This is a genomic window from Variovorax sp. YR752, from assembly GCF_943372545.1.
Genome location: NZ_CALRZC010000045.1, coordinates 19,975 through 43,848, shown reverse-complemented (window position 1 = coordinate 43,848; position 23,874 = coordinate 19,975). Strand labels below are relative to the sequence as shown.

Annotated in this window: 20 protein-coding genes and 1 tRNA gene; 11 read left to right on the top strand and 10 right to left on the bottom strand. The window is 66.7% G+C overall.

Annotated features, from left to right (window positions below):
* From AAG801_RS13355 to AAG801_RS13345, 3 genes are all read right to left on the bottom strand, one after another.
* A partial coding sequence (locus AAG801_RS13355; RefSeq protein ID WP_341888803.1) for a YjbH domain-containing protein occupies window positions 1–1,883 on the bottom strand: 1,883 nt, incomplete at its 3' end.
* On the bottom strand, window positions 1,880–2,497 hold the full coding sequence (locus tag AAG801_RS13350) for a YjbF family lipoprotein (RefSeq protein WP_341888802.1): 618 nt from the start codon (window positions 2,495–2,497) through the stop codon (window positions 1,880–1,882). The genes AAG801_RS13355 and AAG801_RS13350, both read right to left, overlap by 4 nt.
* A gap of 134 nt (window positions 2,498–2,631) precedes the next feature.
* Entirely contained in the window at window positions 2,632–2,940 is a 309-nt protein-coding gene (locus AAG801_RS13345; protein WP_341888801.1) for a hypothetical protein, read from the bottom strand.
* A gap of 480 nt (window positions 2,941–3,420) precedes the next feature.
* Here AAG801_RS13345 and AAG801_RS13340 point away from each other — a divergent pair, with 480 nt between their 5' ends.
* The 7 genes from AAG801_RS13340 to AAG801_RS13310 all read left to right on the top strand — a co-directional run bounded on the left by AAG801_RS13340 (window position 3,421) and on the right by AAG801_RS13310 (window position 8,688).
* Window positions 3,421–4,182 (top strand): response regulator transcription factor, encoded by a 762-nt coding sequence (locus tag AAG801_RS13340; RefSeq protein WP_341888800.1) that lies wholly within the window; start codon window positions 3,421–3,423, stop codon window positions 4,180–4,182.
* A 160-nt stretch (window positions 4,183–4,342) separates the two neighbouring features.
* Window positions 4,343–4,960, top strand: coding sequence for a ubiquinol-cytochrome c reductase iron-sulfur subunit (petA, locus tag AAG801_RS13335; protein ID WP_099795338.1), 618 nt, complete (start codon window positions 4,343–4,345; stop codon window positions 4,958–4,960).
* Window positions 4,961–4,974: 14 nt separating this feature from the next.
* Window positions 4,975–6,411: a cytochrome bc complex cytochrome b subunit gene (locus AAG801_RS13330; protein WP_341888799.1), complete on the top strand. Its 1,437-nt coding sequence runs from the start codon at window positions 4,975–4,977 to the stop codon at window positions 6,409–6,411.
* Window positions 6,412–6,447: 36 nt separating this feature from the next.
* Window positions 6,448–7,224 carry a cytochrome c1 gene (locus tag AAG801_RS13325; RefSeq protein WP_341888798.1) on the top strand — a complete coding sequence of 259 codons (777 nt, stop codon included), beginning with the start codon at window positions 6,448–6,450 and terminating at the stop codon, window positions 7,222–7,224.
* 96 nt (window positions 7,225–7,320) lie between these two features.
* Window positions 7,321–7,932 carry a glutathione S-transferase N-terminal domain-containing protein gene (locus AAG801_RS13320; protein WP_056572661.1) on the top strand — a complete coding sequence of 204 codons (612 nt, stop codon included), beginning with the start codon at window positions 7,321–7,323 and terminating at the stop codon, window positions 7,930–7,932.
* A gap of 41 nt (window positions 7,933–7,973) precedes the next feature.
* A complete protein-coding gene (locus tag AAG801_RS13315) occupies window positions 7,974–8,552 on the top strand; it encodes a ClpXP protease specificity-enhancing factor (protein ID WP_341888797.1) in 579 nt (192 codons plus the stop codon).
* A 60-nt stretch (window positions 8,553–8,612) separates the two neighbouring features.
* A tRNA-Thr gene (locus AAG801_RS13310) sits at window positions 8,613–8,688 on the top strand.
* A 71-nt stretch (window positions 8,689–8,759) separates the two neighbouring features.
* Here the strand turns inward: AAG801_RS13310 and AAG801_RS13305 are convergent.
* Genes AAG801_RS13305 through AAG801_RS13285 form a run of 5 tightly spaced genes read right to left on the bottom strand, consistent with a single transcriptional unit; the run spans window position 8,760 to window position 14,854 of the window.
* Window positions 8,760–10,088, bottom strand: a complete 1,329-nt coding sequence (locus tag AAG801_RS13305; RefSeq protein ID WP_341888796.1) for a four-carbon acid sugar kinase family protein — start codon at window positions 10,086–10,088, stop codon at window positions 8,760–8,762.
* On the bottom strand, window positions 10,085–11,353 hold the full coding sequence (locus AAG801_RS13300) for a ribulose-bisphosphate carboxylase large subunit family protein (protein ID WP_341888795.1): 1,269 nt from the start codon (window positions 11,351–11,353) through the stop codon (window positions 10,085–10,087). The genes AAG801_RS13305 and AAG801_RS13300 overlap by 4 nt, the downstream gene beginning before the upstream one ends.
* A gap of 2 nt (window positions 11,354–11,355) precedes the next feature.
* Entirely contained in the window at window positions 11,356–11,895 is a 540-nt protein-coding gene (locus AAG801_RS13295; RefSeq protein ID WP_101490957.1) for a VOC family protein, read from the bottom strand.
* A 37-nt stretch (window positions 11,896–11,932) separates the two neighbouring features.
* A complete protein-coding gene (locus tag AAG801_RS13290; protein WP_341888794.1) occupies window positions 11,933–13,828 on the bottom strand; it encodes a TRAP transporter large permease subunit in 1,896 nt (631 codons plus the stop codon).
* Window positions 13,829–13,834: 6 nt separating this feature from the next.
* The gene (locus AAG801_RS13285; RefSeq protein ID WP_341888793.1) at window positions 13,835–14,854 is read right to left on the bottom strand and encodes a TRAP transporter substrate-binding protein; all 1,020 of its coding nucleotides are present in this window, start codon (window positions 14,852–14,854) and stop codon (window positions 13,835–13,837) included.
* Window positions 14,855–14,979: 125 nt separating this feature from the next.
* Here AAG801_RS13285 and AAG801_RS13280 point away from each other — a divergent pair, with 125 nt between their 5' ends.
* Entirely contained in the window at window positions 14,980–16,035 is a 1,056-nt protein-coding gene (locus AAG801_RS13280) for a LacI family DNA-binding transcriptional regulator (protein ID WP_101490954.1), read from the top strand.
* Window positions 16,036–16,107: 72 nt separating this feature from the next.
* Here AAG801_RS13280 and AAG801_RS13275 read toward each other — a convergent pair whose 3' ends face one another.
* Both AAG801_RS13275 and AAG801_RS13270 read right to left on the bottom strand, forming a co-directional pair.
* The gene (locus AAG801_RS13275) at window positions 16,108–16,923 is read right to left on the bottom strand and encodes a class I SAM-dependent methyltransferase (RefSeq protein WP_341888792.1); all 816 of its coding nucleotides are present in this window, start codon (window positions 16,921–16,923) and stop codon (window positions 16,108–16,110) included.
* The gene (locus AAG801_RS13270; RefSeq protein ID WP_101490952.1) at window positions 16,920–17,306 is read right to left on the bottom strand and encodes a hypothetical protein; all 387 of its coding nucleotides are present in this window, start codon (window positions 17,304–17,306) and stop codon (window positions 16,920–16,922) included. Before AAG801_RS13270 ends, AAG801_RS13275 begins: the two co-directional genes overlap by 4 nt.
* Window positions 17,307–17,447: 141 nt before the next feature.
* On the opposite strand from AAG801_RS13270, the gene AAG801_RS13265 reads away from it, so the two are divergent.
* The 3 genes from AAG801_RS13265 (at window position 17,448) to AAG801_RS13255 (ending at window position 23,792) form a co-directional block, all read left to right on the top strand.
* Window positions 17,448–20,603: an AAA family ATPase gene (locus AAG801_RS13265; RefSeq protein ID WP_341888791.1), complete on the top strand. Its 3,156-nt coding sequence runs from the start codon at window positions 17,448–17,450 to the stop codon at window positions 20,601–20,603.
* 406 nt (window positions 20,604–21,009) lie between these two features.
* Complete coding sequence (locus AAG801_RS13260) at window positions 21,010–23,073, top strand: sensor histidine kinase (RefSeq protein WP_341888790.1); 2,064 nt, start codon at window positions 21,010–21,012, stop codon at window positions 23,071–23,073.
* Window positions 23,070–23,792: a response regulator transcription factor gene (locus AAG801_RS13255; protein ID WP_341888789.1), complete on the top strand. Its 723-nt coding sequence runs from the start codon at window positions 23,070–23,072 to the stop codon at window positions 23,790–23,792. The genes AAG801_RS13260 and AAG801_RS13255 overlap by 4 nt, the downstream gene beginning before the upstream one ends.
* Window positions 23,793–23,874 lie beyond the last annotated feature (82 nt).

Here is a 23,874-nt window from a genome sequence, read left to right as displayed (position 1 = left end):
TCGCGATGCATGACGGCAATGACCTGCTGCACACGGGCCTCGCGGTACACCGTGTGACTTTCGGTGATCCACACGTGTGCGCTGTCACCTTGCGGCGCGATGCGCTGCACGGTCCATTCGGTGCGTGCCTGGATCTCCGCAGCGGTGGCGGCCCAGCCGGGTGGATTGGCCGGCGCCTCCGGTGTAAAGCGGGGTGGCGGTGGGTCTGCGGGCTTGCTGGACCGCATGTTCGCCATGTTGGTGGACAGGGTCAGGCCCACCATCACTTTGTTGCCGCGCTCCAGGCCGGCGGTGAACGCGACGCCGGGTGAGTAGCGATATTCCAGCCCGACGTTGAAGGGCGAGCGCTGAACCTGGTTGTTTTGCTGGGGCTCGTTCTTGTAGTTGTTGCCTTCGTACTCGAGCTTGACGGTCAGGGGATCCCAGGGGGTGCGCCATTCAACGCCGCCGAAGAGCGCTGCCGGGCCCCGGAAGAAGGAGTTGAAGTTTGCTTCGCCACCCGTCGACGAACTGGCGGAGCGGGTTCTGAAGCGGTTGCTCAGTGCGAGCAAGGGATTTCGGATGTTCCCGCTGCTGCCCATGTACCCCCAGCCGATGCCGAGGCTGAAGTCGAGATCGCCGTAACGTTTGTTAGCGACAAGGTACTCGGAGGAGAAGAGGCCGGTGCCCCCGAGGTCGCGAAAGCCCAGCGCTAATTCCGGCACATAGGCCGATTCGCGCAGCAGTCGCACCTTCATGTCGATGCTCTTGTCCTTGTAGCTCTGGCCCGGGGTATTGGCGAAATAGGTGCGGTTGCTGACTGAGGTATAGCGAAAGCCCGCCTCCAGCCAGTCCAGTGGCTGGAACATCACGTTCAGTCGCGTATAGGGCGACACATGGCTGATCGATGTGCGGAAATCACCGGCCTCGCCCATGCGTGCCGTGGGCGTTTGGAGCAAGCCTGTTTCGCCCCAGTCGTTGCTGCTCGTGCGCGGTGCCTTGTACTGCGGGGCCGAAGCGTCGGAGCGCACGGAGATGATGCTTTCCGGTGGCACTGACGGCAGAGCGGGTGGACTGGTCGCGATGAGCGGCTTTGCGGGCGCAAGCGCCGCAGTGGTTGCGCGCAGCGTTGCTGCCTGGGGCGACGGGCCTTGCGTCGCAAGGAACTTGATGATGCCTTCCGACGCGTCGACCAGTTCGGTCATGCCGCGCGGCGCTGCCCAGATCCATGCGCCGGGAGCCGGTTCGTCGGAAGGATGGCCATTCCAGGGGGCGATGCCCACGCGCGACGTCCGGCCGTCGGGCTGCGCAACCCATGCCCAATCGTGGGCGGTGTTGGGCGCGCAGGCTAGGACGTAGTCCCAAACGGTCCGGCCGGCTTCGTGTGCCACATGGCAGAGTTCGCCATCGGGCCGTACGACCGCGATGGTTTTCGGTTGTGAGGGGGGCGCAACAAGTTGCTGGCCGGCCGACAGCACGGGATCTTGATCTGGGTGCGCCTGCAGCCAGCGTGGGTCCACGATGCCCAGCGCGACGCGGCCGGTGATCGGGAGGTTCTGTAGCCACGTGATGAGCTTCAGCCGATCGAGTTGCTCGGAGCGCGGTGCGCGTCTGCTGGCGGCCTCGAGGCGCACGAGCAAGGTGTTCTTCAGGAACTGCTGCGCCAGCCGCTCTTGCGGCACGCGCCATGCCAGCCCGGGTGCTGCGGTGCCTTCGGGCTGACGGAGCAGCCAAGTGCTCAGTCGTTCGCCAGGGCGCACCTCGGCGTCGCTTGAAGGTTCGACGGTTGCTGTGTTCTGCGACGGCTCCGCCAAGGCGCCAAGACTTGCCATCAGCGCGCAGGCAAGGGCCGTCCGGCGGGGCCAATGCGGGGGTCTGATGGCTTGCAGAAAGAGGGGGCTCATGTACCAGCGCGCGCCGCGGTGCCGGCTGCTGGTGCGGGGGGTGTCCACTGTTCGAAGCTCATGCAGAGGTCGCGGGAAATACATTGCTCCGAATACACGACCTGAGGGGCGCCAGAAGCAAATGAAACGCCGAAGCGTGCGGGGGGAACGGAGGCTGCCGCAGGGCGGGACACGCTGCGTTCTTCATACCAACTCAACGAGTTGGCCGACGCACCAGCAAGGGCGCTGTCGGTGGGAGGGGTAATTGGTGCGCGCGCGACGTCGTCGCGAATGCCGAAGCGATAGCCGGGCATCAGGTCGCGCTCTCGAACGTAGGTCTGCGTTGCGTTGGCAGCACGAGCTTGCCAGGCAGGCGGATTGGCGAGTCGAACGTCACGCCAATCGACAGACAACCCGGTCGTGCCGACCAGTTGACCATTCAGAAGTCGGACAACCTCACCCGAGCCGCTGTACCAAACCTCGACGGGCCCTTCGGCGCGCTGGTCGATGTAGCCGAGCACCATGTACAGGACGCGTCCGTTGACGCTGGTCCGCAGGTACCGGTAGCTGGGATTGAAATTGGGCTGGGTTGCTGCAGACTCGCCGCGATACAGCAGTCGAGCTGAATCCAGCATGGCTGAGGTTCCGGAGGAGCAACCGCCAACGCCCAAGCAAAACGTTGCCAAAAGGCAACGTTCTAAGAGTCGCGTGGCGGAAGCAACGCGCGGACTTTTTAGCGAATGCCCTCCTTTCAGGAGGGCAACCAGCATTAACGCGTGCCGGTGGTGCCCGTGCCAGTGGTGCCGGTGCCGGGGACGAAGAAGCCGCCGCCGCCGTTGCCGTTGTTGCTGCTGCCGAGGGCCAGCATCAGTGCGCCGGTGCCTCCAACAGCGCCCCATTGAACGGGGGTCAGGCCGCCAAGGCCAGCAGCGGTTGCGCTCGGAGCGCCAGCGGGGCCCGGTGCAAATGCGCGAGTGTTGTTGCTTGCGGGCGCAGGGGTAACCTGCGGTTGGGCAAAAGCCGACGAGATTGCCAAGGTGGCAAGGGCGACGGTAGCAACCAGTTTGTTCATCTTCACAGTGATCCTCTCAAAGGGTTTTTATGCTCTTGACTTGAGGTTAGCAGCATCAGAAGTGTGCCGCAACTAATTCAGCCTGCGGGATGGGGCGTTTGCCACGGCATCCTTGTAACCGCATATTGCCTCGATTTTTGCTGGTGAATGTGACCGGTGCATGTGTATCTCAATGCTACGTAACGTTCCGCCCAAGACGACCGTAACGACGGCAACTGGTGCGTACCTCTATCGGAAAAGCTCTGGTCGTCGCAGCCGCATTTCTTCAATGAAATCAACGCGTTGACCAAAACACCGTGGTGATGGATCGCATGGCCGATCCCCAGGCATCGTTCCTGCAGTATCCCGAAACGAAAGTTGACATTCAAGGTATGCCGCGGGGCACAACAAGGGGATATGCGTGGTTCGATTGTCTGAGGGCGGGGTGGCGGAAGGTGTGCGGGCGTGCGTGGGTGCGGCAGATGGCGTGACCGGAGGCGTCTGCTCATGATGAATCACCTGTCCGCCAGCAGCGCACATTCGGCGCCGGCGCTCGCTGGGCGATACGCCGCCTTGGGCTGTACATTCTTCGGCGCGTTGATCGTCGAGGGCGACTTGGCCCTGGCCGAGCGCATGCGGCGCCTCCTTTGCGACCTGGCCCCGGGGCGTCGTGTCGTGATTGCCTCCACGCACGTGGAAGCGATCCATCTATTGGCGGCGCTGCCCTACGACCTGGTGCTGGTCGACATGCACCTGTCCGATGACGGCGGCGTCGCACTCCTGTCGCACCTGCGGCGCGCCTACCCGCAGATCGACGCCATCGCTATGTCGAAGGATGACGACCGCTTGATGGTCGAAGCCGCGATCTCGTCGGGGGCCTCCGGCTATCTGCTCACGAGCACCGACGATGCCGAACTCTCTTTCTTGCTGCGCTCCATCGAGCGCGGCGGTTCGCCGATCGATGCACGCGTCGCGCGTCGCGTCCTCGGCTTGATTGCGGCGTCCGCGAAACCGGAGGGTGTCGAGTCCGCGCTGCGCGACGGCGACACGGTCTCGCCCCCGATGCCTGCTCCCGGGCTGCTGTCACCTCGGGAGCTCAATGTGCTGCGGCTGATTGCGCAGGGCTGGAGCAATCGGCAGATTGCCGAAGCGATCTGTCTCTCGATCAACACGGTCGAGTTCCACGCCAAGCGGATCTACCGCAAGCTGGCGGTCAAATCGCGGACCCAGGCCGTCCGGCAGGCGACCCAATACGGGCTGCTGAGCTGAGCGCTGCGAGTCGCTGCCCGCTGTCGCGCACGCGCTGCGGCGCCGTGCGGACGCGCGGCAATCGTTGAAAAACCCTTTTGCGCCCCGCTACAATCTCGGGTTGACCTTGCTGTGGCAAAGGTCAGCCCCTGCTCCAGCGAAGAAGACTTAGAGGATCCCCATGAGTGACATGACCTCCGGCTCGCCCCGGATCGACACAAGCAAGCGGACGTGGTTGATCGCATCCAGCTGTGCCGGCGTAGCGGGCGGCGTGGCCACCGCAATCCCTTTTGTGAGCACATTCCAGCCGTCCGAAAAGGCAAAAGCCGCGGGCGCCGCGGTCGAAGTGGACATCTCGGCCCTCAAGGTCGGCGAAAAAATCACCGTCGAATGGCGCGGCAAGCCCGTCTGGATTCTCAAGCGCACCCCCGAACAGATCGCCGAACTCGCCAAGCTCGATGGCCAGCTCGCCGATCCGCTCTCCAAGCGTCATCCCGACGAATTCACGCCCAAGTACGCACAGAACGGCCAACGTTCGATCAAGCCCGATGTGCTGGTCGTGGTCGGCATCTGCACCCACCTCGGCTGCTCGCCGGTCGACCGCCTGCAGGCCGGCCCGCAACCCTCGCTGCCGAACGACTGGGAAGGCGGTTTCCTCTGCCCTTGCCACGGTTCCACGTTCGACCTCGCCGGTCGCGTCTTCAAGAACAAGCCCGCTCCTGACAACCTCCCTGTGCCTCCGCACATGTACCTGTCGGACACGCGCCTGCTCATCGGCGACGACAGCAAGAAGGCCTGAGGGAGACCAAGAACATGGCTGAATTTCACGAAGTTTCCCCCAACGCCCCCGCAGGCGAGAAACTGCTCAACTGGGTCGACAACCGTTTCCCGCTGACCAAGCTCTGGAACGACCAGTGGGGCAAGTACTACGCACCGAAGAATTTCAACTTCTGGTACATCTTCGGCTCGCTCGCGATGCTGGTCCTCGTGATCCAGATCGTGACCGGCATCTTCCTCGTGATGCACTACAAGCCCGACGCGAACCAAGCGTTCGCATCGGTCGAGTACATCATGCGCGACGTGCCCTGGGGCTGGCTCATCCGCTACATCCACTCGACGGGCGCCTCGGCGTTCTTCATCGTGGTGTACCTGCACATGTTCCGCGGCCTCATGTACGGCAGCTACCGCAAGCCGCGCGAGCTGATCTGGGTGTTCGGCTGCGCGATCTTCCTGTGCCTGATGGCCGAAGCCTTCATGGGCTACCTGCTGCCCTGGGGCCAGATGTCGTACTGGGGCGCCCAGGTCATCGTGAACCTGTTCGCGGCCATCCCGTTCATCGGTCCTGACCTGGCCCTGCTGATCCGCGGTGACTACGTCGTGAGCGACGCCACGCTGAACCGCTTCTTCAGCTTCCACGTCATTGCCGTGCCGCTGGTGCTGCTCGGCCTCGTGGTGGCCCACCTGATCGCGCTGCACGAAGTGGGTTCCAACAACCCCGACGGCATCGAGATCAAGGCCAATCGCGGTCCTGACGGCCATCCGGTCGACGGCATCCCGTCGCACCCGTACTACACGGTGCACGACATCTTCGGCGTGGTGGTGTTCCTCACGATCTTCTCGGCCGTGATCTTCTTCGCGCCTGAAGCCGGTGGGTACTTCCTGGAGTACAACAACTTCATCCCGGCCGATTCGCTGAAGACGCCGAACCACATCGCCCCGGTCTGGTACTTCACGCCGTTCTATTCGATGCTGCGCGCCACCACCGACGACATGGTCAACGTGTTCGCGCTCATCATCGCGGCGGCCGCCATCTGGAACTTCGTCAAGGGCAAGTCGGGCATGGGCCTGAAGATTGCCGCCGTGGTCGTGGCCGCTGTCGCCGTCTTCCTGCTCAAGACCTTCGACGCCAAGTTCTGGGGCGTGGTCATCATGGGCGGCTCGGTCATCATCCTGTTCTTCCTGCCGTGGCTCGACCACAGCGAAGTCAAGTCGATCCGCTACCGTCCGAGCTGGCACAAGTATGTCTACGGCGTGTTCGTGTTCCTGTTCCTGATCCTGGGCTACCTGGGCATCCAGGCACCCGGCGTCTGGGGCAACCTGGTCATCGGCTCGTTCGCCCTGGACATCGCCCAGACCATCTCGCAGATCGGCACGCTCTTCTACTTCGGCTTTTTCCTGCTGATGCCGTGGTGGAGCAGCAAGGGCGAATTCAAGACCGTGCCCGAGCGCGTGGTCTTCGCCGCCCATTGATGCGCGAGAAGTGCAAGAGAGCTTGAGAGAAACACGATGAAGAAAAGAATTTCCGGCTGGCTCGCTGTCATGGGTCTGGCTCTGGGCCTGACCTTCTCCGCGACCGCATCCGCCGAATCCGGCGGTCTGACGTGGGACAAGTCGCCCAACAAGACCACCGACGTGGCGGCACTGCAGAACGGCGCCAAGCTGTTCGTCAACTACTGCCTCAATTGCCACTCGGCCGCCTTCATGCGCTACAACCGCCTGCAGGACATCGGCATCAGCGAGCAGCAGATCAAGGACAACCTTCTGTTCACGACTGACAAGGTCGGCGAAACCATGAAGGCCAACATCGACGCGCGCCAGGCCAAGGAATGGTTCGGCACCACGCCGCCCGACCTAACGCTGGTTGCACGTTCGCGCGCCGGCCACGGCGGCACGGGCCCCGACTACCTGTACACCTTCCTGCGCAGCTTCTACCGCGACGACACCAAGGCCACCGGCTGGAATAACCTGCTGTTCCCGAGCGTCGCCATGCCGAACCCGCTGTGGGAACTGCAAGGCGAGCGCCTGCCGGTGCACGCCAAGGTCGAGCAGCACGGTCACGCGACCGACGTGTTCACGGGCAAGTGGGAACAAGTGACCCCCGGCACGCTGACCCCGGTGCAGTTCGACAGCGCGGTGGGCGACCTCGTCGGCTACCTGCAGTGGATGGCCGAGCCTGCACAGAACACCCGCGTGCGCATCGGCGTCTGGGTGCTGCTGTTCCTGGCCATGTCGGTGGTTTTCGTATGGCGACTGAACGCCTCGTACTGGAAAGACGTCAAGTAATTTCCGTTCACGCCGATCGGGCGCCTCGTGCGTCCGGTCCCACAGAGTGGGTTGCCCAGGCGACCCACTCTTTTTGATTTTTAGGAGTCTCTCGCCATGATGGTCTTGTATTCAGGAACGACCTGCCCCTTCTCTCACCGTTGCCGCTTCGTGTTGTTCGAAAAGGGCATGGATTTCGAGATCCGCGACGTCGATCTCTACAACAAGCCCGAAGACATCAGCGTGATGAATCCGTACGGCCAGGTGCCGATCTTGGTCGAGCGCGACCTGATCCTGTACGAGTCGAACATCATCAACGAGTACATCGACGAGCGCTTTCCGCACCCGCAACTGATGCCCGGCGACCCGGTCGACCGCGCCCGCGTGCGCCTGTTCCTGCTCAACTTCGAGAAGGAACTGTTCGTGCACGTGGCCACGCTCGAGAACCGCACCACCAAGGGCAACGACAAGGCCATCGAAAAGGCCCGCTCGCACATCCGCGACCGCCTCACGCAGCTCGCGCCCGTGTTCCTCAAGAACAAGTACATGCTGGGCGACAACTTCTCGATGCTCGACGTGGCCATCGCGCCGCTGCTGTGGCGCCTCGACTACTACGGCATCGACCTCAGCAAGAACGCGGCACCGCTGCTGAAGTACGCCGAGCGCATCTTCTCGCGCCCGGCCTACATCGAAGCACTGACCCCGTCTGAAAAGGTCATGCGCAAGTAAGTAAGCTGCGTGCTTGCTTCCCTCGTTATTCGCCGTCCTTCATGATCAACGCGCTCGAGTCCTCTTCCACCCGCCCGTACCTTATCCGGGCGCTGTACGAGTGGTGCACCGACAACGGGTTCACGCCCTATGTCGCGGTGCTGGTCGACGACACCGTCCAGGTGCCGCGCGAGTACGTGAAGAACGGCGAGATCGTGCTGAACATCAGCTTCGACGCGACCAGCTCGCTGAAGCTGGGCAACGACTTCATCGAGTTCAAGGCCCGCTTCGCCGGCACGGCGCGCGAAATCAGCGTGCCGGTCGGCCGCGTGATCGCGATCTATGCGCGTGAAAACGGCCAGGGCATGGCGTTCCCGGCACCGGTGCCGGCCGCCACGTCGGGCGATGGCGGCGAAGACGCTGCCACGGCCGCTTCTTCGCCGAACAGCGCGCCGCGCATGCCGCTGCGCGATGCCTCGCGTGGCACCGAAGGCGATGCCAGCAAGGTGTTCCATCTGGTGACGGGCGAAGACGGTGACGAGACGGTCGATGCCGACTCGGAACCTGCCGACCCGACCGACGAGCCGCCGCGCCCGCCGGCCGGTGGCGGCACCCGGCCGTCGCTCAAGCGCGTCAAGTGACGACGCGGTCGGCCTCAAAGCCGGCCGCTTAGAATCTTCGCCAGCACTGTTTTTCTTTCAGCCGCTTTAGCTCAATTGGTAGAGCACCCGCCTTGTAAGCGGAAGGTCGTCAGTTCGATTCCGACAAGCGGCACCAGACAAAAAGCCCGACAACGTCCTGCGTTGTCGGGCTTTTTTCTTTCTCTCGAGAGGGCGCGCGACGCCCGCCTAAGGCGCGCCGTGCACCAGCCGCTCGAACACGTCGTCCGAGCCCATCTGGCCACCCTTCAGCATGATCTCCAGGCCGTCGAGCGCGGCATCGTCGCTGTGCACGCGGCACAACGAGGTGCCGGCGCCGATGTCCGCCACGTACGAAAGCCCCCAGGCGTCGAGCGCCTGCACGGCATGGCTCGAGGTGTCGCCGCCGGCAATGCCTACGCGTTGCAGCGGCATCAGGGCCAGCATGCGGGCCAGGAGTTCGCCACCGGCGCGCGCGAGGGCTTGGGCGTCGATGCCTCGCTCGACCGGCAACGGATCGAGGGGACGCGTGCAGGCGAGCACGTTGCGGCCGCTCGAAAGCCCGTTCGCGATATCTCGCGCATGGCGTTCCAGCGTGACGGCGTCCCGCTGCGCCATCGCTGACGCATCGAGCCACACGGTGTCGAAGGACCGTGCCGCGGCGACCTGCCGCGCAGTGACGGGCGACAGGCTTCCGGCAAGCACAAGCACCGGACCTGGCGCGGGCGTGACGACGCGCTGCGTCGGCTCAGTGCCGTTGCGTGAGTCCAGCGCTGGCGCCAGCGCGTCGACCACGCTGCTGGGTCCTACCGCGAGCAAGGTGTGGCGCTGTGCCCGCGCCCACAGCACCTGCCCGATGGTCGCGAGCTGCGCGGCATCGGCCACGTCGAACAGCACGGCGTTAGGAGGCGTTGCGGGCGAGGGCGGCTGAAGCGTGCGTTGCAGCGCCGCCTCGAGCGCATCGCTGCCCTTCGACGCCGCCGTGAAAGGCATGGAATGCACGTCGGCCAGCCCTTGCTCGGCCAGATGCCGCCGCAAGTCCGCCTCGTGCATCGGCGTCACCGGGTGTCGGCTCATGGTTGGATGCCGGTCGATGCGGAACACTTCGCCGCCCGCGCCCGCTGCCGCGAAGAGGTTGCCGAACAGGCAATGCCGGCCGAGGTTCGGTTGCCCGCCGACGATCGCCGTCCACGGCTGTTCGACGGCGTCACGCAAGGCGTGCACCGCAGCGCCGATCGAGCCGATGTGCGGTGCGCTGTCGAAGGTCGAGCAGGTCTTGTAGTGCAGCACGCGCGCGCCGAGCGAGCGGAACAGCTCAGCGACGGGTGCCAGTTCGACCTGCATCTCATCCGGCGTCATGGCGCGCGCCGCGCCCGCGATGCCCAGCACGTCGAGCGGGCCCACGCGCTCGAGCCGCGCGGCATCGGGCGTCTTCAGGAACAGCAGGGCACGCAGGCCTGCGCGGGCCGCGGTGCCGAGTGTGTCGGTCGCGCCGGTGAAATCGTCGCCGTAGTAGACGACGGCCGGGGCCGGCGTCATGGCTTGCCGAAGAAGGCGAGGGCGCGTGCGAGCTCGGGTGCGTGCTTCGCGGCGTCTTGCAACGCCGTGCCCGCGCGCGCGGCCGACCAAGCCTGGCGGATGCTGGTCACGCCGGCCTCCGCGCCGTCGGGGTGCGCGAGGATGCCGCCGCCCGCCATGAAGAGCAGGTCGTCGCTGCCGATGGCGGCCCAGGTGGCGGGCACGGTGCCGGCCCATTGGCCCGAGGAGAACGCGGGCATCACGCGATCGTCCGCCGCATCGGTCAGCGGCGTGAAGCAGTCGCGCGCCGATTCGATGACTTCGCTGTCGGGCTGCGAGAACTTGCCCTGCAGGCCGTGCACGTGCATGTGGTCCACGCCCGCGAGGCGCCAGAGCGTCTGGTACGCCTGGAACGAAATGCCCAGCAGCGGATGACGCGAGAGCGCGCCATAACCGTTGCGGTGGCCGTGCAGTGCAAGGCCGGTGTGGCGCCGCAGCGTCTGGATGCCCGAGTGCCCGCACCAGTTGAGGCTGGCCATCACGCAGGAGCCGCCTTCGCGCTCGACGAGGTCGGCATGCCGCTTCATCGCGTCGGTTTCGTCGGTGATGTTGAAGGCCACCATCACGTGCTTGCCGGTGCGCTCCTGGTGCGCACGCACGACCGCCATCACGGCGGGCACGCGCTCTGCGAGCGGCGCATGCGCGGGGTCGGCGCAGACCTCGTCGTCCTTGATGAAATCGACGCCCGCGGCGCAGAGCCTGCCGACCAGCGCGGCGGTCTCGGTGGCCGAGAGGCCCACGTTCGGCTTGATGATCGTGCCGACCAGCGCGCCGCTCGTGACACCTGTGGCGCGCCGCGTGCCCGCGATGCCGGCGCGCGGCATCTCGAACTGCGCGCGGTACGCGGCCGGCACGTGCAGAGATTCGAGTCGCAGTCCGGTCACTTCGCCGAGGTCATAAAGATTGCCCGACACCGTCGCTGCGAGCGTCGGCAGATTGGCGCCAATGTTCGCGACAGGAAACGAGATATCGACATGCGCACGCCGCCACGGCCCCCGCGTGCCTTTGCGCTCCAGCAGCGCGTTCGGCAGGCTCGGCGCCTCGGCCGGTTCCAGTTCGGTGATCGACTCGACCGTCGCCCGCGCACGTTCGCGCAGCGCATCGGTCTCGCCTTCGACCCGCGTGAAGGTGCCGCACGACTGCTCGCCGGCCATCACCTCGGCGACGGCGGCCGGCTCCACCGGCGTCTCGATCAGGTAGCGCGCGCGGATGCGTTCGGCCGCCATCGTCACAGCTTGCTCAGGTCGGGAAAGGGGCGCACCGGTTCGCTGCCGTCCCAGCCTTCAGAGGCGCTGCGGATCAGGTCGAACATCTTGCCCTTGGGCCCCGCCACTTCCGACAGCTCGATCACCGTGCCTGGGTGGTACTCGGTGTCGAAGTAGATGAAGCGGCCGCGCTCGCCCACTTCGCCGCTCATCACGGGCTTGAAGCCCTGGGCGGTGAGGCGTGCGAGGTCTGCGTCGTAGTCGGCGGTCCAGTAGGCGACGTGTTGCAGGCCCGTGCGGCCGGCCTGCAGGAAGTCGCGGTACATCGAGGGCACGTCGTTGCGCGTCTGGATCAGCTCGACCTGCACGTAGCCCGAATTGGCCAGCGCCACCGAGTTGTGCGGCTCGTGCGCTTCGCCGTTGTAGCGGTAGTTCTTGATGGGCACCTTGGGGTTGTAGAACCACGGGCCCACGCCCAGCGTGGTGCTCCAGTAGTCCATGGCGGCTTCGATGTCGTGCACGACATAGCCCAGCTGGCGGATCTCGCCGAGGAATCGACTCATTGCAATTGGCTCCGGTGATGTGAGTGTGTTGTTGTGATCAGAACTTGAGGAAGCCGGTCGAGAACCACGGGAAGGCGGCCACGATCACGAGGCCCACCAGCATCGCGGCGATGTAGCCCCAGATATGCCTGATGCCCTCGTCGGGGTTGACCTTGCTCACGGCGCACGCGCCGTAGTAGCCGACGCCGAAGGGCGGCGCGAAGAGGCCGATGCCCATCGAGAAGATCACGACCATCGCGTAGTGCACCTCGTGCACGCCCGCGGCCTTGGCGATGGGAAAGAGGAGCGGGCCGAACAGCACGATGGCCGGAATGCCCTCGAGCACGCTGCCCAGCACGATGAACGCGACGATCGACACGGCCAGGAAGCCATACGCGCCGCCCGGCAGCGCGCCCATGATGCGCGCCAGGTCCTGCGAGAAGCCCGACTGCGTGAGACCCCACGCCATGGCCGTGGCGCAGCCGACGATGAAGATGATCGCGCCCGAGAGCGAGGCGGTGTCGATCAGCATCGGCTTCAGCCGCTTCCAGTCGAACTGCCGGTACACGAAGAGCCCGACCAGCGCCGAATACACGATGCCGATGGTCGACACCTCGGTGGCCGTGGCCACGCCTTCGACCACGGCCGCGCGGATCACAAAGGGCAGCAGCACCGCGGGCAGCGCGACCATCAGCAGCTTGCCGATCTCGCGCTTGCTGTAGCGCTGCACGCCGCTCAGGTCTTCGCGCCGGTAGCGCCACCACACGACCACGCACAGCGCCGCGCCGAGCACCACGGCCGGCAGCAGCCCGCCCGTGAAGAGCGCGGCAATCGAGATGCCCGTGACCGAGCCGATGGTGATGAGCACGATCGACGGCGGAATGGTCTCTGTCTGCGCGCCCGTGGCCGAGAGCAGCGCCACGAGGTCGCCGGGCTTGGCGCCGCGCTTGACCATCTCGGGGAACAGCACGGGCGCGATGGCCGCCATGTCGGCGATCTTGGAGCCCGAGATGCCCGACACCAGGTACATCGCGCCGATCAGCACGTACGAGAGGCCGCCGCGCACATGGCCCAGCAGGCTCGCGAGGAACTGGATCATGGCGCGCGCCATGCCCGTCATCTCGATCAGCGCGCCCAGGAAAATGAAGAGCGGCACCGCGAGCAGGATCAGGTGCGACATGCCTTCATCGAGCCGCCCCACCATCACCAGAAGCGGCGTGCGCGTGGTGAGCGCTAGATACCCAAAGGTGGCGAGCGCGAACGAGAACGCGATGGGCACGCCCGAGAGCACGGTGGCCGCCACCACGACCACGAAGAAGATCACGAGGTTGAACTTGCCGAGCGTCGCGAACAGCGGCGCGGCGAGCCAGAAGACGCCGACCAGCGCGGCCATGCCGAGCACCGCGACGGCGATCTGCTTGCCCGTGCACACGCGCAGCAGCCGCAGCAGCGCCATCACCAGCATGATGCCGATGCCCGCCGGAATGGCCGCGGCGCGCCAGGCGTTGCTGATCTCCAGCGCGGGCGTGACGATGAATGACTCTTCGTGCGCGTAGTCGATCGACGGCCAGACGATGAGCACGAGGAACGCGATCGATGCGGCGATGGCGAACGCATCGAGCATGGCGCGCGTTGAGGGCGTGACCTTCTGCAGCAGCGCCGTCATGCGCATGTGCTCGCCACGCCGCAGCGCCACCACGGCGCCCAGCATCGAGAGCCAGAGGAATAGGATCGACGCGAGCTCGTCCGACCACACCAGCGGTGCATGGAACACATAGCGCGACACCACGCCCGCGAACAGCACGCAGATCTCGGCCAGCACCAGCAGCGCCGCCACCGCCTCGACGGCGCCGCCGATCACGCGGTCGGCGCGCCCGGCGATGCCGCTCAGCGCGTTGGCCGAAGGGCCAGCGCCAGTAAACGGCGCCGCCTCGAAAGTGGATTCATGCACCATGGCCGCTTAAGCCAGCTTGCCGACGGTGCCTTCGAGCAACGCCCAGGCCTCGGGGCCGAAGCGTCCCTTCCACTCGCCGTAGAAGCCCGATTCGCGCAGCTTCGCGCGGAAGCTGTCGGCGGTGGGGCGGTTGATGGTGAGGCCCTTGGCCTGCAGGTCGCCGACCACCGAGTCGTTGAGCTTCTTGATGTCTTCGCGCTGCTGCATGCCAGCGTCGTTGATGGCGCGCGCGACGATGGTCTTCAGGTCGGCGGGCAGGGCGTCCCACGCGCGGCCGTTGGCAATGAACCAGTAGCCGTCCCAGATGTGATTCGTGAGCGAGCAGAACTTCTGCACCTCGAACAGCTTGGCGACTTGGATGATCGGCAGCGGGTTTTCTTGCGCATCGACGATCTTGGTCTGCAGCGCGGAGTACACCTCGCTGAACTGCAGGCTCGCGGGCGCGGCGCCCAGGCCTTTGAACATCGAGATCGACAGCGGGCTCACCGGCACGCGGATCTTCAGGCCGTCCATGTCCTTCGCATTAGCGACGGCGGCCTTGCTGCTGGTGGTCTGGCGAAAGCCGTTGTCCCACATCTTCTCGAAGGCGTAGAGGCGCGACTTGGCGATGGCGCCGCGCACGTGCGCGCCCACCTTGCCGTCCATCGCGGCCCACACCTGGCTGTAGTCGTTGAATGCAAAGCCCACCGCGTTGATGGCCGCCACTGGCACGAGCGTGGCGATGACGAGCGCCGAGGGCGTGAAGAACTCGATGCCGCCCGAACGCACCTGCGCGAGCATGTCGGTGTCGCCGCCGAGCTGGTTGTTCGGGAAGATTTTGATCTCGACCCGGCCCTTGGTTTCCTTGGCGATGCGGTCCGCCGCTTCCTGCGCGCGGATGTTCAGCGGATGGCTCAGCGGCAGGTTGTTGCCGTACTTGTACGAGAACTCCGCGGCGCGCGCGATGCGCGGCACGGCCGACACGATGCCGGCGGCGGGGAGGGCGGAAAGCGTGCGCAGTGCACTGCGGCGGGTCAGCGAGGTCATGTCTTTTGTCTCCAGGATCTTCGGAATGCGCTTGATGCAATCTGATGCATCGGTGGATTCGGGCCACAGCGAAGATAAAAGCATGCATCATCCGGGTCAAACTCGATCCTGATGGTTTTTGATGTATGCGGGATAACCCTTCACCTCCTTCCGATGCACGCCGCGCGCGCGTGGTCGACATCGCGCGCGCGGCGCAGGTGTCGACCGCCACGGTCGATCGCGTGCTCAACCGCCGGCCCGGCGTGCGCGATGCCACGGTGCAGCGCGTGCTCAAGGCCGCGGGCGAGCTCGACTACCTGCCGGGCCCCGAGCTCTATGCGGCGCTGACACCGCCGCCGCTGCGGCTCGTGTTCCTGCTGCCCGCGGGCACTAACCGCTTCATTCGCATGCTGGGCGACATGGTGGGTTACTCGCAGGAGCACTGGGCGCCGTTCAACGTGCAGTGCCGCACGGTGTTCATCGAGAGCTTCAATCCGCACGAGCTGGCCGACGCATTGCGCAAGCACGGCCAGCGTTGCGACGGCATCGCGATGATGGCGCTGGAGCATCCGGCGGTGCGCGAAGCGGTGGCCGCGCTGGCCGCGCGCGGGCTGCCGGTGGTCACGCTGATCTCGGATCTGTCGAACTCCGAGCGCGCTGCGTTCGTGGGGCTCGACAACCGCGCCGCCGGGCGCACGGCCGGTTACCTCATCGGCCGCTTCATCGGCGCGCGCGCCGCGAAGGTCGCGCTCATCGCGGGCAGCCTGAGCTACAAGGCGCACGAGGAGCGCGAGGCGGGCTTCCTGCACGTCATCGACGAGATGTTCCCGAAGCTCGAAGTGGTGGGCCTGCGCGAAGGCCAGGACGATGCGGCCAAGAACTACCGCCAGACGCGCGCGCTGCTGGAGCAGCACCCCGACATGGGCGGCATCTACAACATCGGCGGCGCGTCAGACGGCGTGGCGCGCGCACTGAAGGAAGCGGGGCGCGAGCAGAAGGTGGTCTTCATCGGCCACGGCCTCACGCCCGACACGCGCGCGCTGCTCATCGACGGCAGCATGGACGCGGTGATCACGCAGAGTCCGCACACCACGCTGATGAGCTGCGTGCGCATCTTCACCAACCTGCGCGACAAGCGCGAAGCGCTCAGCGGCGTGGAGACCACGCGCAGCCAGGTGATCTTTCGCGAGAACCTTCCGTAAAGACTGCACCCCGCTGCAACGAGGCCGTTTCACTTGGTAGCCGCGGCAATCATCTGGTTGCGCTGGAGCGGATCAGCCCACCTCCACCGTCACCCGCAGGAACGTCGCGGCGATCAGGCAGGTGTTGGGGTACTGGCTCTGGTTCTGGCTCTGGAACAGCGCGACCAGTTCGGCACGCAGTTCGTCGGTGCGCCCGGCCTTGGCGGCTGCGTCGAATGCGTTCATGGTCGGGCCATAGAACTGCCGGAACGTGTCGACGAATTCTTCCGCTGAGCCTTTGAAGTCGAAGATGTAGCTGTCGCGTTCCCAGCTGATCGCCTCCGAGGCAATGCCCACCGCGCCAAAGCGCTCGAGGATGTTCGGGGTCGAGCCCCAGCCCATCGGGCTCACGAAACCTTCGGGCGGCGGGGGCGCATACGACGAACTGATCTTCAGGATCTGCGCCACCAGCGTGGGGTCGTTCGGAATCCAGTTGCCCATGAGGATGCGCCCGCCCGGACGTGTGACCCGCACCATCTCCCGTGCCACGTCGAAGGGCCTGGGCGCGAACATGGCGCCGAACATGCTGATGACGAGATCGAAGGACGCGTTCTCGAGCCGCAGCTCGCAGGCATCTCCTTCCTCGAACCGGCAGCTGGCCGACAGCCCGGCCTGGGCCGCGCGCCGATTGCCCGCGGCGACCAGGTTGGCGGCGATGTCGACGCCCAGCACCTGCGCGCCGAGTTTCGCGGCCGGGAGGGCGGTGTTGCCATCGCCGCAGCCGAGGTCCAGCACCTTCATGCCGGGCGTGATGTGCGCGTGCCGCACGACGTCTTCACCGCTCTCGCGCATGCTCTCGGCGATGCGGGTGAAGTCGCCTTTTTCCCAGAGGGCCTTGTTCGGGTTCATGACTTCACCTTCTCGATCATGTGGTTGATCACGTGCGTGTGCTCGTGTTGCGGGCTGAACATCACGATCTCCGCGTCGGCGTCGACCTTGACGTTGTGGCCGGGCGGCCAATAGAACAGGTCGTGGGTCTTGACGGTCTCCTGCTCGCCGGCGTCGTCGGTGGTGGTGATCTGGCCCTTGAGCACGAATCCCCAGTGCGGGCACTGGCACGAGTTGTGGTTCAGGCCCTGGAAGAGCGGCGTCGTGTCGACGCCCGCCGACAGCGTGAAGTACTCGCCGCTGATCTTGCTGTAGCCGGTCGCGTCGCCGAAATCCAGGCGCTGACGGATCAGGGCACCGGGAATTTCCATCTTCACGTCGACTGCGTCTTTTGCGATATGCATGAGGTACTCCTTGAGGGTCCGCGGGCGCGGGATGGGGCGTCTATTCGGTGCACCCGCCAGATTCGATAGACGGCATACTCATCCTCCACGCTTGGCGTTCCTGAAACGTTCCCGGCCTTGTGCCGGTGGAAAGGAATCGCGATGTCGCTCCCACCGACTCCGTCGTCCGAGGCCGTGTCGATCCGGCTGCTGGGCCCGTTCCGCCTGAGCGTGGGGGTGGCCGCGGATGACCCGCCGGCTCCACCAGTGCCGCTGACCCGGCGGGCCGCCGAGTTGCTGCAACTGCTGTCCTTGCAGCCCGACCGCAGCCTGGCGAACGAGCAGGTGGTGGAAGCCCTGTGGCCGCACCTGGACCCTGACGCGGGCAGCGCCAACTTGCGCAAGGCCGCGCACCACGCGCGCCAGTTCATCGGCCAGCCCGATGCCCTGGTGCTGCGAGGCGGCCGGGTGTTCCTGCTGCCCGACCATGCGGTGGCGTGCGACGCCGACCGCTTCGAGCGCGCAGCGGACGAGGCCCTCGGCAGCGGCGACCCGCAGGCTTGCAAGGCGGCCGCGCAGCTCTACAGTGGCGACCTCCTGCCCGACGCCCGCTACGAAGCCTGGACCGAGGCGCCGCGCCAGCGCTTGCGCGACAAGTTCCTGCGGCTGTTGCGCCAGACCGGCGACCTGGAACGGCTGGTGCGCGAAGACCCCACCGACGAAGCGGCCCATGTCCAGTTGATGCGCGAGGAGCTGGCGGCCGGGCGACGCTCGTCGGCGCTGCGCTGGTACGGCCACCTGCGCGACCACCTGCAGCAGACCTTGGGCATGCGCCCCGGTCCGCCGGCCGAGGCGCTGTACCGCGACTGCGTGGCGGGCTTGGAAGGCGCCGCGCCGCGCTTCGTCGGCCGTGCCATGGAACTGGTGCGCGTGCTGGGATGGCTGCGCGCCAGCCTCGCGGGCCGACCGGGGGGCGCGGTGGTGCGCGCGCCGGCGGGGATGGGCAAAACCGCGTTCTGCCGCCGCGTCGCCGAAGAAGCGCGGGGCCTGGGTTGGCAGGTGCGCTCGTTGCAGGCCAGCGACTGGACCCGGCCCTACGGCATCGCGGCCGATCTGGTGGAGCCCTTGCTCGGCGAACTGCCCGACGCGGCACAGGCCATCGGTGCGCATGCCCAGGCCGTGCTGGCGCAGATGACCGCCCCGGGCGACGTGAAACCGCTGGCCATGCCGCTCGGTCGACACCAGATGGTGGGCGCCGTGCGCCGGCTACTGCTGGCCACCGCCTCGCAAAAGCCGGTGCTGCTCATCGTCGACGACGCGCACGCTGCGGACGACGCCAGCGCCGAGACGCTGACGCAACTGGCGGCGAGCGGCCCGCCGGTGTTCGTGCTGCTCGCGTGCCGGCACGCGCTGCCGCCCCTGCTGGACCGGAACACCTCGCGCTTGCTGCGCGCCGGCCAGCTGGAGGCCCTTGAACTGGGGCCGCTGTCCGAGGAAGAAGCGGCGCTGCTCGCGGCCCGCTCGGCCGACGCACCGATGGCGGGCGAGGCCGCCACCGCCATCGCGCGTCGCGCCGAGGGCCTGCCGTTTGCCGTGATCGAACTTGCGCGCGCTGCAGCCACATCAGACGGCGCCACGGCGGCGATGCCCCGCAGCGTGTCGTCGGCCCTGGCCGAACGCCTGTGCGACCTGGACCCCGGCACGACGGAGGCCTTGCGCCGGTTGGCGCTGTCGGCCGAAGATTTCGACGTGGCCACGGCCGTCGCGCTGGCCGCCGACGAGGGCCACGACGCGTTGGCGCGGCTCGACCAGGCGTTGGCCGCAGGCGTGCTGGTGGTGGCCGAGGGCCGCTACCGCTTCCGCCACGCCCTCGTGCGCGAAGCGCTGGCCGAAGGCATCCCGCCGCACCGGCGTGTGCTGTTGCATCGCGACGTGGCGGCGCGGCTCGCGCAAGGCGGTGCGGCACCGGGCCTGGTGGGCCATCACTGGCTCGCCGCGGGCGATGCCGAGCGGGCGATGCCGTGTGCGTTGGCGGCTGCGCGCCAGGCCTTTCGCCTCGGTGCCTGCGAAGACGTGCTGCGCCACGTCGAGCCGCTGCTCGTGCACCGGCCGGCGCAGCCGGAAGCACTGGCGCTGCGTGCCGAGTCGCTCGACGCCCTGGGCCGGCCCGGCACCTTGGCTGCCTACGACGCGGCCGCCGCTGTCGCTCCAGAAGCGCTGTCCCACGAATTGCGCGCCAAGCGCGCCTTGGCGCAAGTGAAGATGAGCGACCCGCCCGGTGCCCTGCAGTTTCTGAAGGATGTGCATCCCACCACCGTGGCGGGGCGCCTCGCCGAAGCGCTGGCCTACAGCGGCGCGGCGGCCCTGGGCTTCGGGGACCCCGCCGAGGGCACGCGCCGGTCGGCCGAAGTGCGTCGGATTGCCCTGGAGACCGGTGACGAAGGCACGCTCGTGATCGCCTCCTGGTCGCAAGCCGCGGCGGCGCACGCGCGCGGTGACCTGCACGGCAGCGTGTGGGCCGACCTCAAGGAGACGAGCCACCTGCCGCAGCTGGCGGTGCGCGTGTTCGACGGCCACCTGTGCATCACGCAGCGCTTCCTGTACGGCTCGCGGCCGTATGCGGATGTCATCGCCTTCGCCAATGCGCTGGCCACGGAAGCGCAGCGGCTGGGCGCGGCGCGTGGGCATGCGTTCGCGGTCACGCTGCGCGGCGAGGCCTGGCTGCTCAGCGGCCAGCTCGACGCCGCCGAGCAAGACCTCGTGGCGGGCGGGCGCATGCACCGCGCGATCGGCGGCGCGACGGGCGAAGCGCTGTCGCTGCAGCGCCGCTCCGAACTGGCGATCTACCGCGGGCAGATGGACCGGGCGCGCGGCCTGCTCGACGAAGCGCTCGACGTCGCGCGCCAGTCCGACGTCGGCTTCCACCTGCTGGACCGCATCTATGGCACCCGCATCGCGATGGCCACGCAGCCCGACGCCGCGCTGGGCGTGCTGGAGGAAGCCGAGGCCAACGTGCGCGGCCCGTTGGAAAGCTGCCCCGGCTGTCGCATCACCTTCGCCATCCCGGCCACCATCGCGGCCGCGAGAGGGCACGCGCTGGACCTGGCGGCCGGCCACCAGCAGCAGTCCGAATACCTGGCCAACGTGGTGATGAAGCTGCCGGCCTGGTACGCGTCGCTGCACGAGGCGCAGGCCCACATCGAACGGGCTTCGGGCCGCGTCGCTGCCGCGCGCGAAGGCTTCGCTGCGGCGGCGCAGGAGTTCCGCGCCTGCGGCCATGCGCTGGACGCCGCACGCTGCCGGGAACTGGCCGGCTAGGGGCCAGGAAGGGCGCGCGGCACGCGCGCCCTTGTGATCCACAGCGTCCCGGTTGCGCCTGCCTTGCGGGATATCACGTACGCATAAAGTTTCCATGCGCCGGTAATTGCAAGAAAAAGCAAGATCCGATGGCCATGTGTTCGCCTCAAAATTCAGTTGGCGTATCGACGCGACGCAGCGGGCGCAGCACCGCTCGACATGTGAGGCTCCAGCCGGTCCGTGCCGCAGGCCGATCAACAACACAGGAAAAGAGATGGGAACTTGCAGTACGCAGGGGTGGGCGGCGTGATTCAGAACCAGCATTCACGGCGCCGTGTCTGCCGTGTCTGCCGTGTCTGCCGTGTCTGACGTGCGATCGACGGCGCATTCCGTCCCGCTGCGGTCCTGCTTGCGCAGCGTTCGCGCGATGGCCGGCGTCGTCGTCGCCCTGCTGTGGTTTCTCTGCATGGCGAGTCGGGCGGAACCTCCTGCGCTGCGTCTTGATCCGGGGCTGTCTTTCGCCGAGCGCACCTTCGATGGTCATCTGCAGGTCTATCACGATGCCTCGGGCACGCTCAGTCAGAGCGAGGTGGCTCTGCCGCCTTATTCGCAACGCTTTCAGCCCATTCAGGCCAGCTTCAACGGCGGCTACTCACACGGCGCGTGGTGGGTGCGCTTTCCACTCCAGACGACGCGCGAGCAGAGGGCCGATCCGATCCAGGGAGGGTGGTGGCTCAGGCTGAGTGCACCTTACGTGGACACCATGGACGTGTGGTTGCCTGGAGCAGGCGAGGCACTGGTCCACCGGGAACTGGGTGACCTGCGCTCGAGCCTGTTGAGGGATTGGCCCGGAACACTCCCCGCCGTGCGCCTGCCGACTCTGGCTGACGATCAACCCCGCTGGGTGTGGGTTCGCCTGGCCGGCGCCCGGGCGCTCAGTCTCACCGGCGGCGTGTCGTCAGTGCGTGAGCTGGCCGACGTGCAACAGAAAATCACCGTGGCAAGCGCGGGGGCCATTGGCATGGTGCTGCTCCTCGCCTTCGTCAGTCTGGTGGTGGGCGTGGCAGTGCCGGATCGGCGGTTCATCGCCTACGCGGGCTATCTGTCGACGCTCGCCTTGCTGTTTGCGAGTTCGCAGGATCTGCCGGCGTCCCTTGGCCTGCTGGACAGTCCTGCGGCGGCGGTGCGCTTGCACAGCTTTTCCGTGTGCCTGCACACTGCTGCGGCTTTCGCGTTCGCACGCAGCCTGCTCGACATGGCGCACCAGTTTCCGCGCATGGATCGCGTGTTCCAGGCGCTGAGCGTGGTGTGCGCACTGGCCTGCATCGTGGCCCTTGCCGGCGGGTTCCGGCACATCGCGTTGCCGCTGAGTGTGCTGTGGGTGCTGATGTCGATTTGCGTGGTGTCGCAGTGCGCGGTCTTGCTGCGCCGCAACGTCGAGGCCTGGCCGAGCTTGATCGGGTACGCGGTCTATCTGGCACTGGGCGTGCAGCACTTCGCCAAGAACCTGCAATGGTTGCCTTACGCCTTGACGACGCAGTACAGCTATGCGATCGGCGCCATCATTCATATTCTTGCGTTCTTCTTCACGTTGGGCTGGCGCGTGCGCAACCGCGAGCGCCGCGCGCTGGCGCTGTCCCAGCGCCATGGCGAACGCCTGGAACAGCGCGTGAACGTGCGCACCGAAGACTTGCGCCAGGAGATTGCCCAGCACCACCTGACCCACAACCAGCTGACGATGGCACTGCGCGAGCAGCAGGGGATGCTTGCCATGGTGTCCCACGAGTTCCGAACCCCGCTCGGCACGATCGGCGGTGCTGCCCAGATTCTTTCGGATGAGCGTCTCGGCCTTGCGCGCGACGATGTCAAGCGGGAGGCGGAGAAGATCACGCGCACGGTGTCCCGCATGCGCGACCTGATGGACACCTTGCTCGCAGACCAGTGGCTGGAGGCGTCCAGCGAGTCCATGAGCCGCCGCGACATCGACCTGGCCGAGCTGCTTCGCGAAAAGACCGATGAGCACAACGAAGGCAGCGCCCACGGGCGCATCCGCCTGAGCCTCGAGGCATCGCACCCGACGGTGCTGGCGGACGAGACGCTGCTGCACATCGCGCTGGACAACCTTCTGACGAATGCGCTCAAGTACGCACCCGCGACATCGCAGGTGGAGGTCCGGGCCTGCGTCCTGGAGGGTGGGGTGCGAGGCGTCGGTGCATGTGTCGCGATCCAGGTGCTCGATCAGGGCCCCGGCTTCAGGCCGCCAGACCTGCCGCATGTGTTCGATCGCTTCTATCGCGCAGAAGGCGCGCGGCGCATACCGGGCATCGGTCTGGGCCTGCACATGGTGCAGCGCATCGCCTTGCTTCATGGCGGCAGCGTGGCGGCGGCGAACCGCGCCGAGGGCGGTGCCGTGGTGACGCTGACGCTGCCGTGTCCGACCGCAGGCGATGTCGCCGACGGGCGCCTCGCTGAAGAGGTCGCGTCGCAATGAACGCCGTGCTCGTGATCGAGGACGACGACGACTTGCGCGACACGTTGTTGCGATACCTCAACGGCGTCGGCTTGTCAGCCCGTGGCGTGCCAAGCGCCGAGGACGTGGACGCAGAGCTGGCTCGCCAGCATTTCGATGCGGTGGTCTGCGATGTCAACCTGCCCGGCGACGACGGCTTTGCCGTGCTGGCCCGGCTTCGGGCGCGCAGTGCCATGCGCATCGTGATGTTGACCGCCCGGGGCGTCGCGAACGATCGCCTCAGAGGGTTGGGCCTGGGCGCCGACTACTACCTCGTCAAGCCGGTGAACCTGCGGGAGCTGGAAATGGTCCTGCACAACCTGCTGCAGCGCAGCCAGGAGGTCCAGGGCGCGCGGACCTCTCTTGAAGATTCAGGCGGGGACGCCGCGCCATCAGATGCATGGCGCTACCAGCGCACAGGCTGGGTTCTGCTGGCGCCCGACGGCCAGCGCATGCAGCTGTCCAACTCCGAAGCGAGGCTGGTCCACACGCTGGTCGCACGCGCCGGCGAGGTCGTCGACCGTGCCACCTTGCTGGCCGCGATGGGGCGCCCTGGCCTGGAGGCGTACGAGCGCAACCTCGACGTCACGGTCTCGCGGTTGCGCCGCAAGGCCGAGCAGACCTGTGCGCAAAAACTGCCCATCGTCGCGGTGCGCGGGGAAGGCTACAGCTTCCAGGGCGCCGCGTATGTCGAGCCCTGACGGTCGCACTTCACCCATGACATCGGTGGCTGCCACTGCGCGCGCCCACGAGAACCCGACTTTCCTGAAAGCCCGCCGCGCG

Bases quoted from the DNA above. Each gene is read 5' to 3' on its own strand.
- AAG801_RS13350 (WP_341888802.1), bottom strand. From the start codon at position 2,497: ATGCTGGATTCAGCTCGACTGCTGTATCGCGGCGAGTCTGCAGCAACC.
- AAG801_RS13340 (WP_341888800.1), top strand. From the start codon at position 3,421: ATGATGAATCACCTGTCCGCCAGCAGCGCACATTCGGCGCCGGCGCTC.
- petA (WP_099795338.1), top strand. From the start codon at position 4,343: ATGAGTGACATGACCTCCGGCTCGCCCCGGATCGACACAAGCAAGCGG.
- AAG801_RS13330 (WP_341888799.1), top strand. From the start codon at position 4,975: ATGGCTGAATTTCACGAAGTTTCCCCCAACGCCCCCGCAGGCGAGAAA.
- AAG801_RS13325 (WP_341888798.1), top strand. From the start codon at position 6,448: ATGAAGAAAAGAATTTCCGGCTGGCTCGCTGTCATGGGTCTGGCTCTG.
- AAG801_RS13320 (WP_056572661.1), top strand. From the start codon at position 7,321: ATGATGGTCTTGTATTCAGGAACGACCTGCCCCTTCTCTCACCGTTGC.
- AAG801_RS13315 (WP_341888797.1), top strand. From the start codon at position 7,974: ATGATCAACGCGCTCGAGTCCTCTTCCACCCGCCCGTACCTTATCCGG.
- AAG801_RS13305 (WP_341888796.1), bottom strand. From the start codon at position 10,088: ATGACGCCGGCCCCGGCCGTCGTCTACTACGGCGACGATTTCACCGGC.
- AAG801_RS13300 (WP_341888795.1), bottom strand. From the start codon at position 11,353: ATGGCGGCCGAACGCATCCGCGCGCGCTACCTGATCGAGACGCCGGTG.
- AAG801_RS13295 (WP_101490957.1), bottom strand. From the start codon at position 11,895: ATGAGTCGATTCCTCGGCGAGATCCGCCAGCTGGGCTATGTCGTGCAC.
- AAG801_RS13290 (WP_341888794.1), bottom strand. From the start codon at position 13,828: ATGGTGCATGAATCCACTTTCGAGGCGGCGCCGTTTACTGGCGCTGGC.
- AAG801_RS13285 (WP_341888793.1), bottom strand. From the start codon at position 14,854: ATGACCTCGCTGACCCGCCGCAGTGCACTGCGCACGCTTTCCGCCCTC.
- AAG801_RS13280 (WP_101490954.1), top strand. From the start codon at position 14,980: ATGCGGGATAACCCTTCACCTCCTTCCGATGCACGCCGCGCGCGCGTG.
- AAG801_RS13275 (WP_341888792.1), bottom strand. From the start codon at position 16,923: ATGAACCCGAACAAGGCCCTCTGGGAAAAAGGCGACTTCACCCGCATC.
- AAG801_RS13270 (WP_101490952.1), bottom strand. From the start codon at position 17,306: ATGCATATCGCAAAAGACGCAGTCGACGTGAAGATGGAAATTCCCGGT.
- AAG801_RS13265 (WP_341888791.1), top strand. From the start codon at position 17,448: ATGTCGCTCCCACCGACTCCGTCGTCCGAGGCCGTGTCGATCCGGCTG.
- AAG801_RS13260 (WP_341888790.1), top strand. From the start codon at position 21,010: ATGGCCGGCGTCGTCGTCGCCCTGCTGTGGTTTCTCTGCATGGCGAGT.
- AAG801_RS13255 (WP_341888789.1), top strand. From the start codon at position 23,070: ATGAACGCCGTGCTCGTGATCGAGGACGACGACGACTTGCGCGACACG.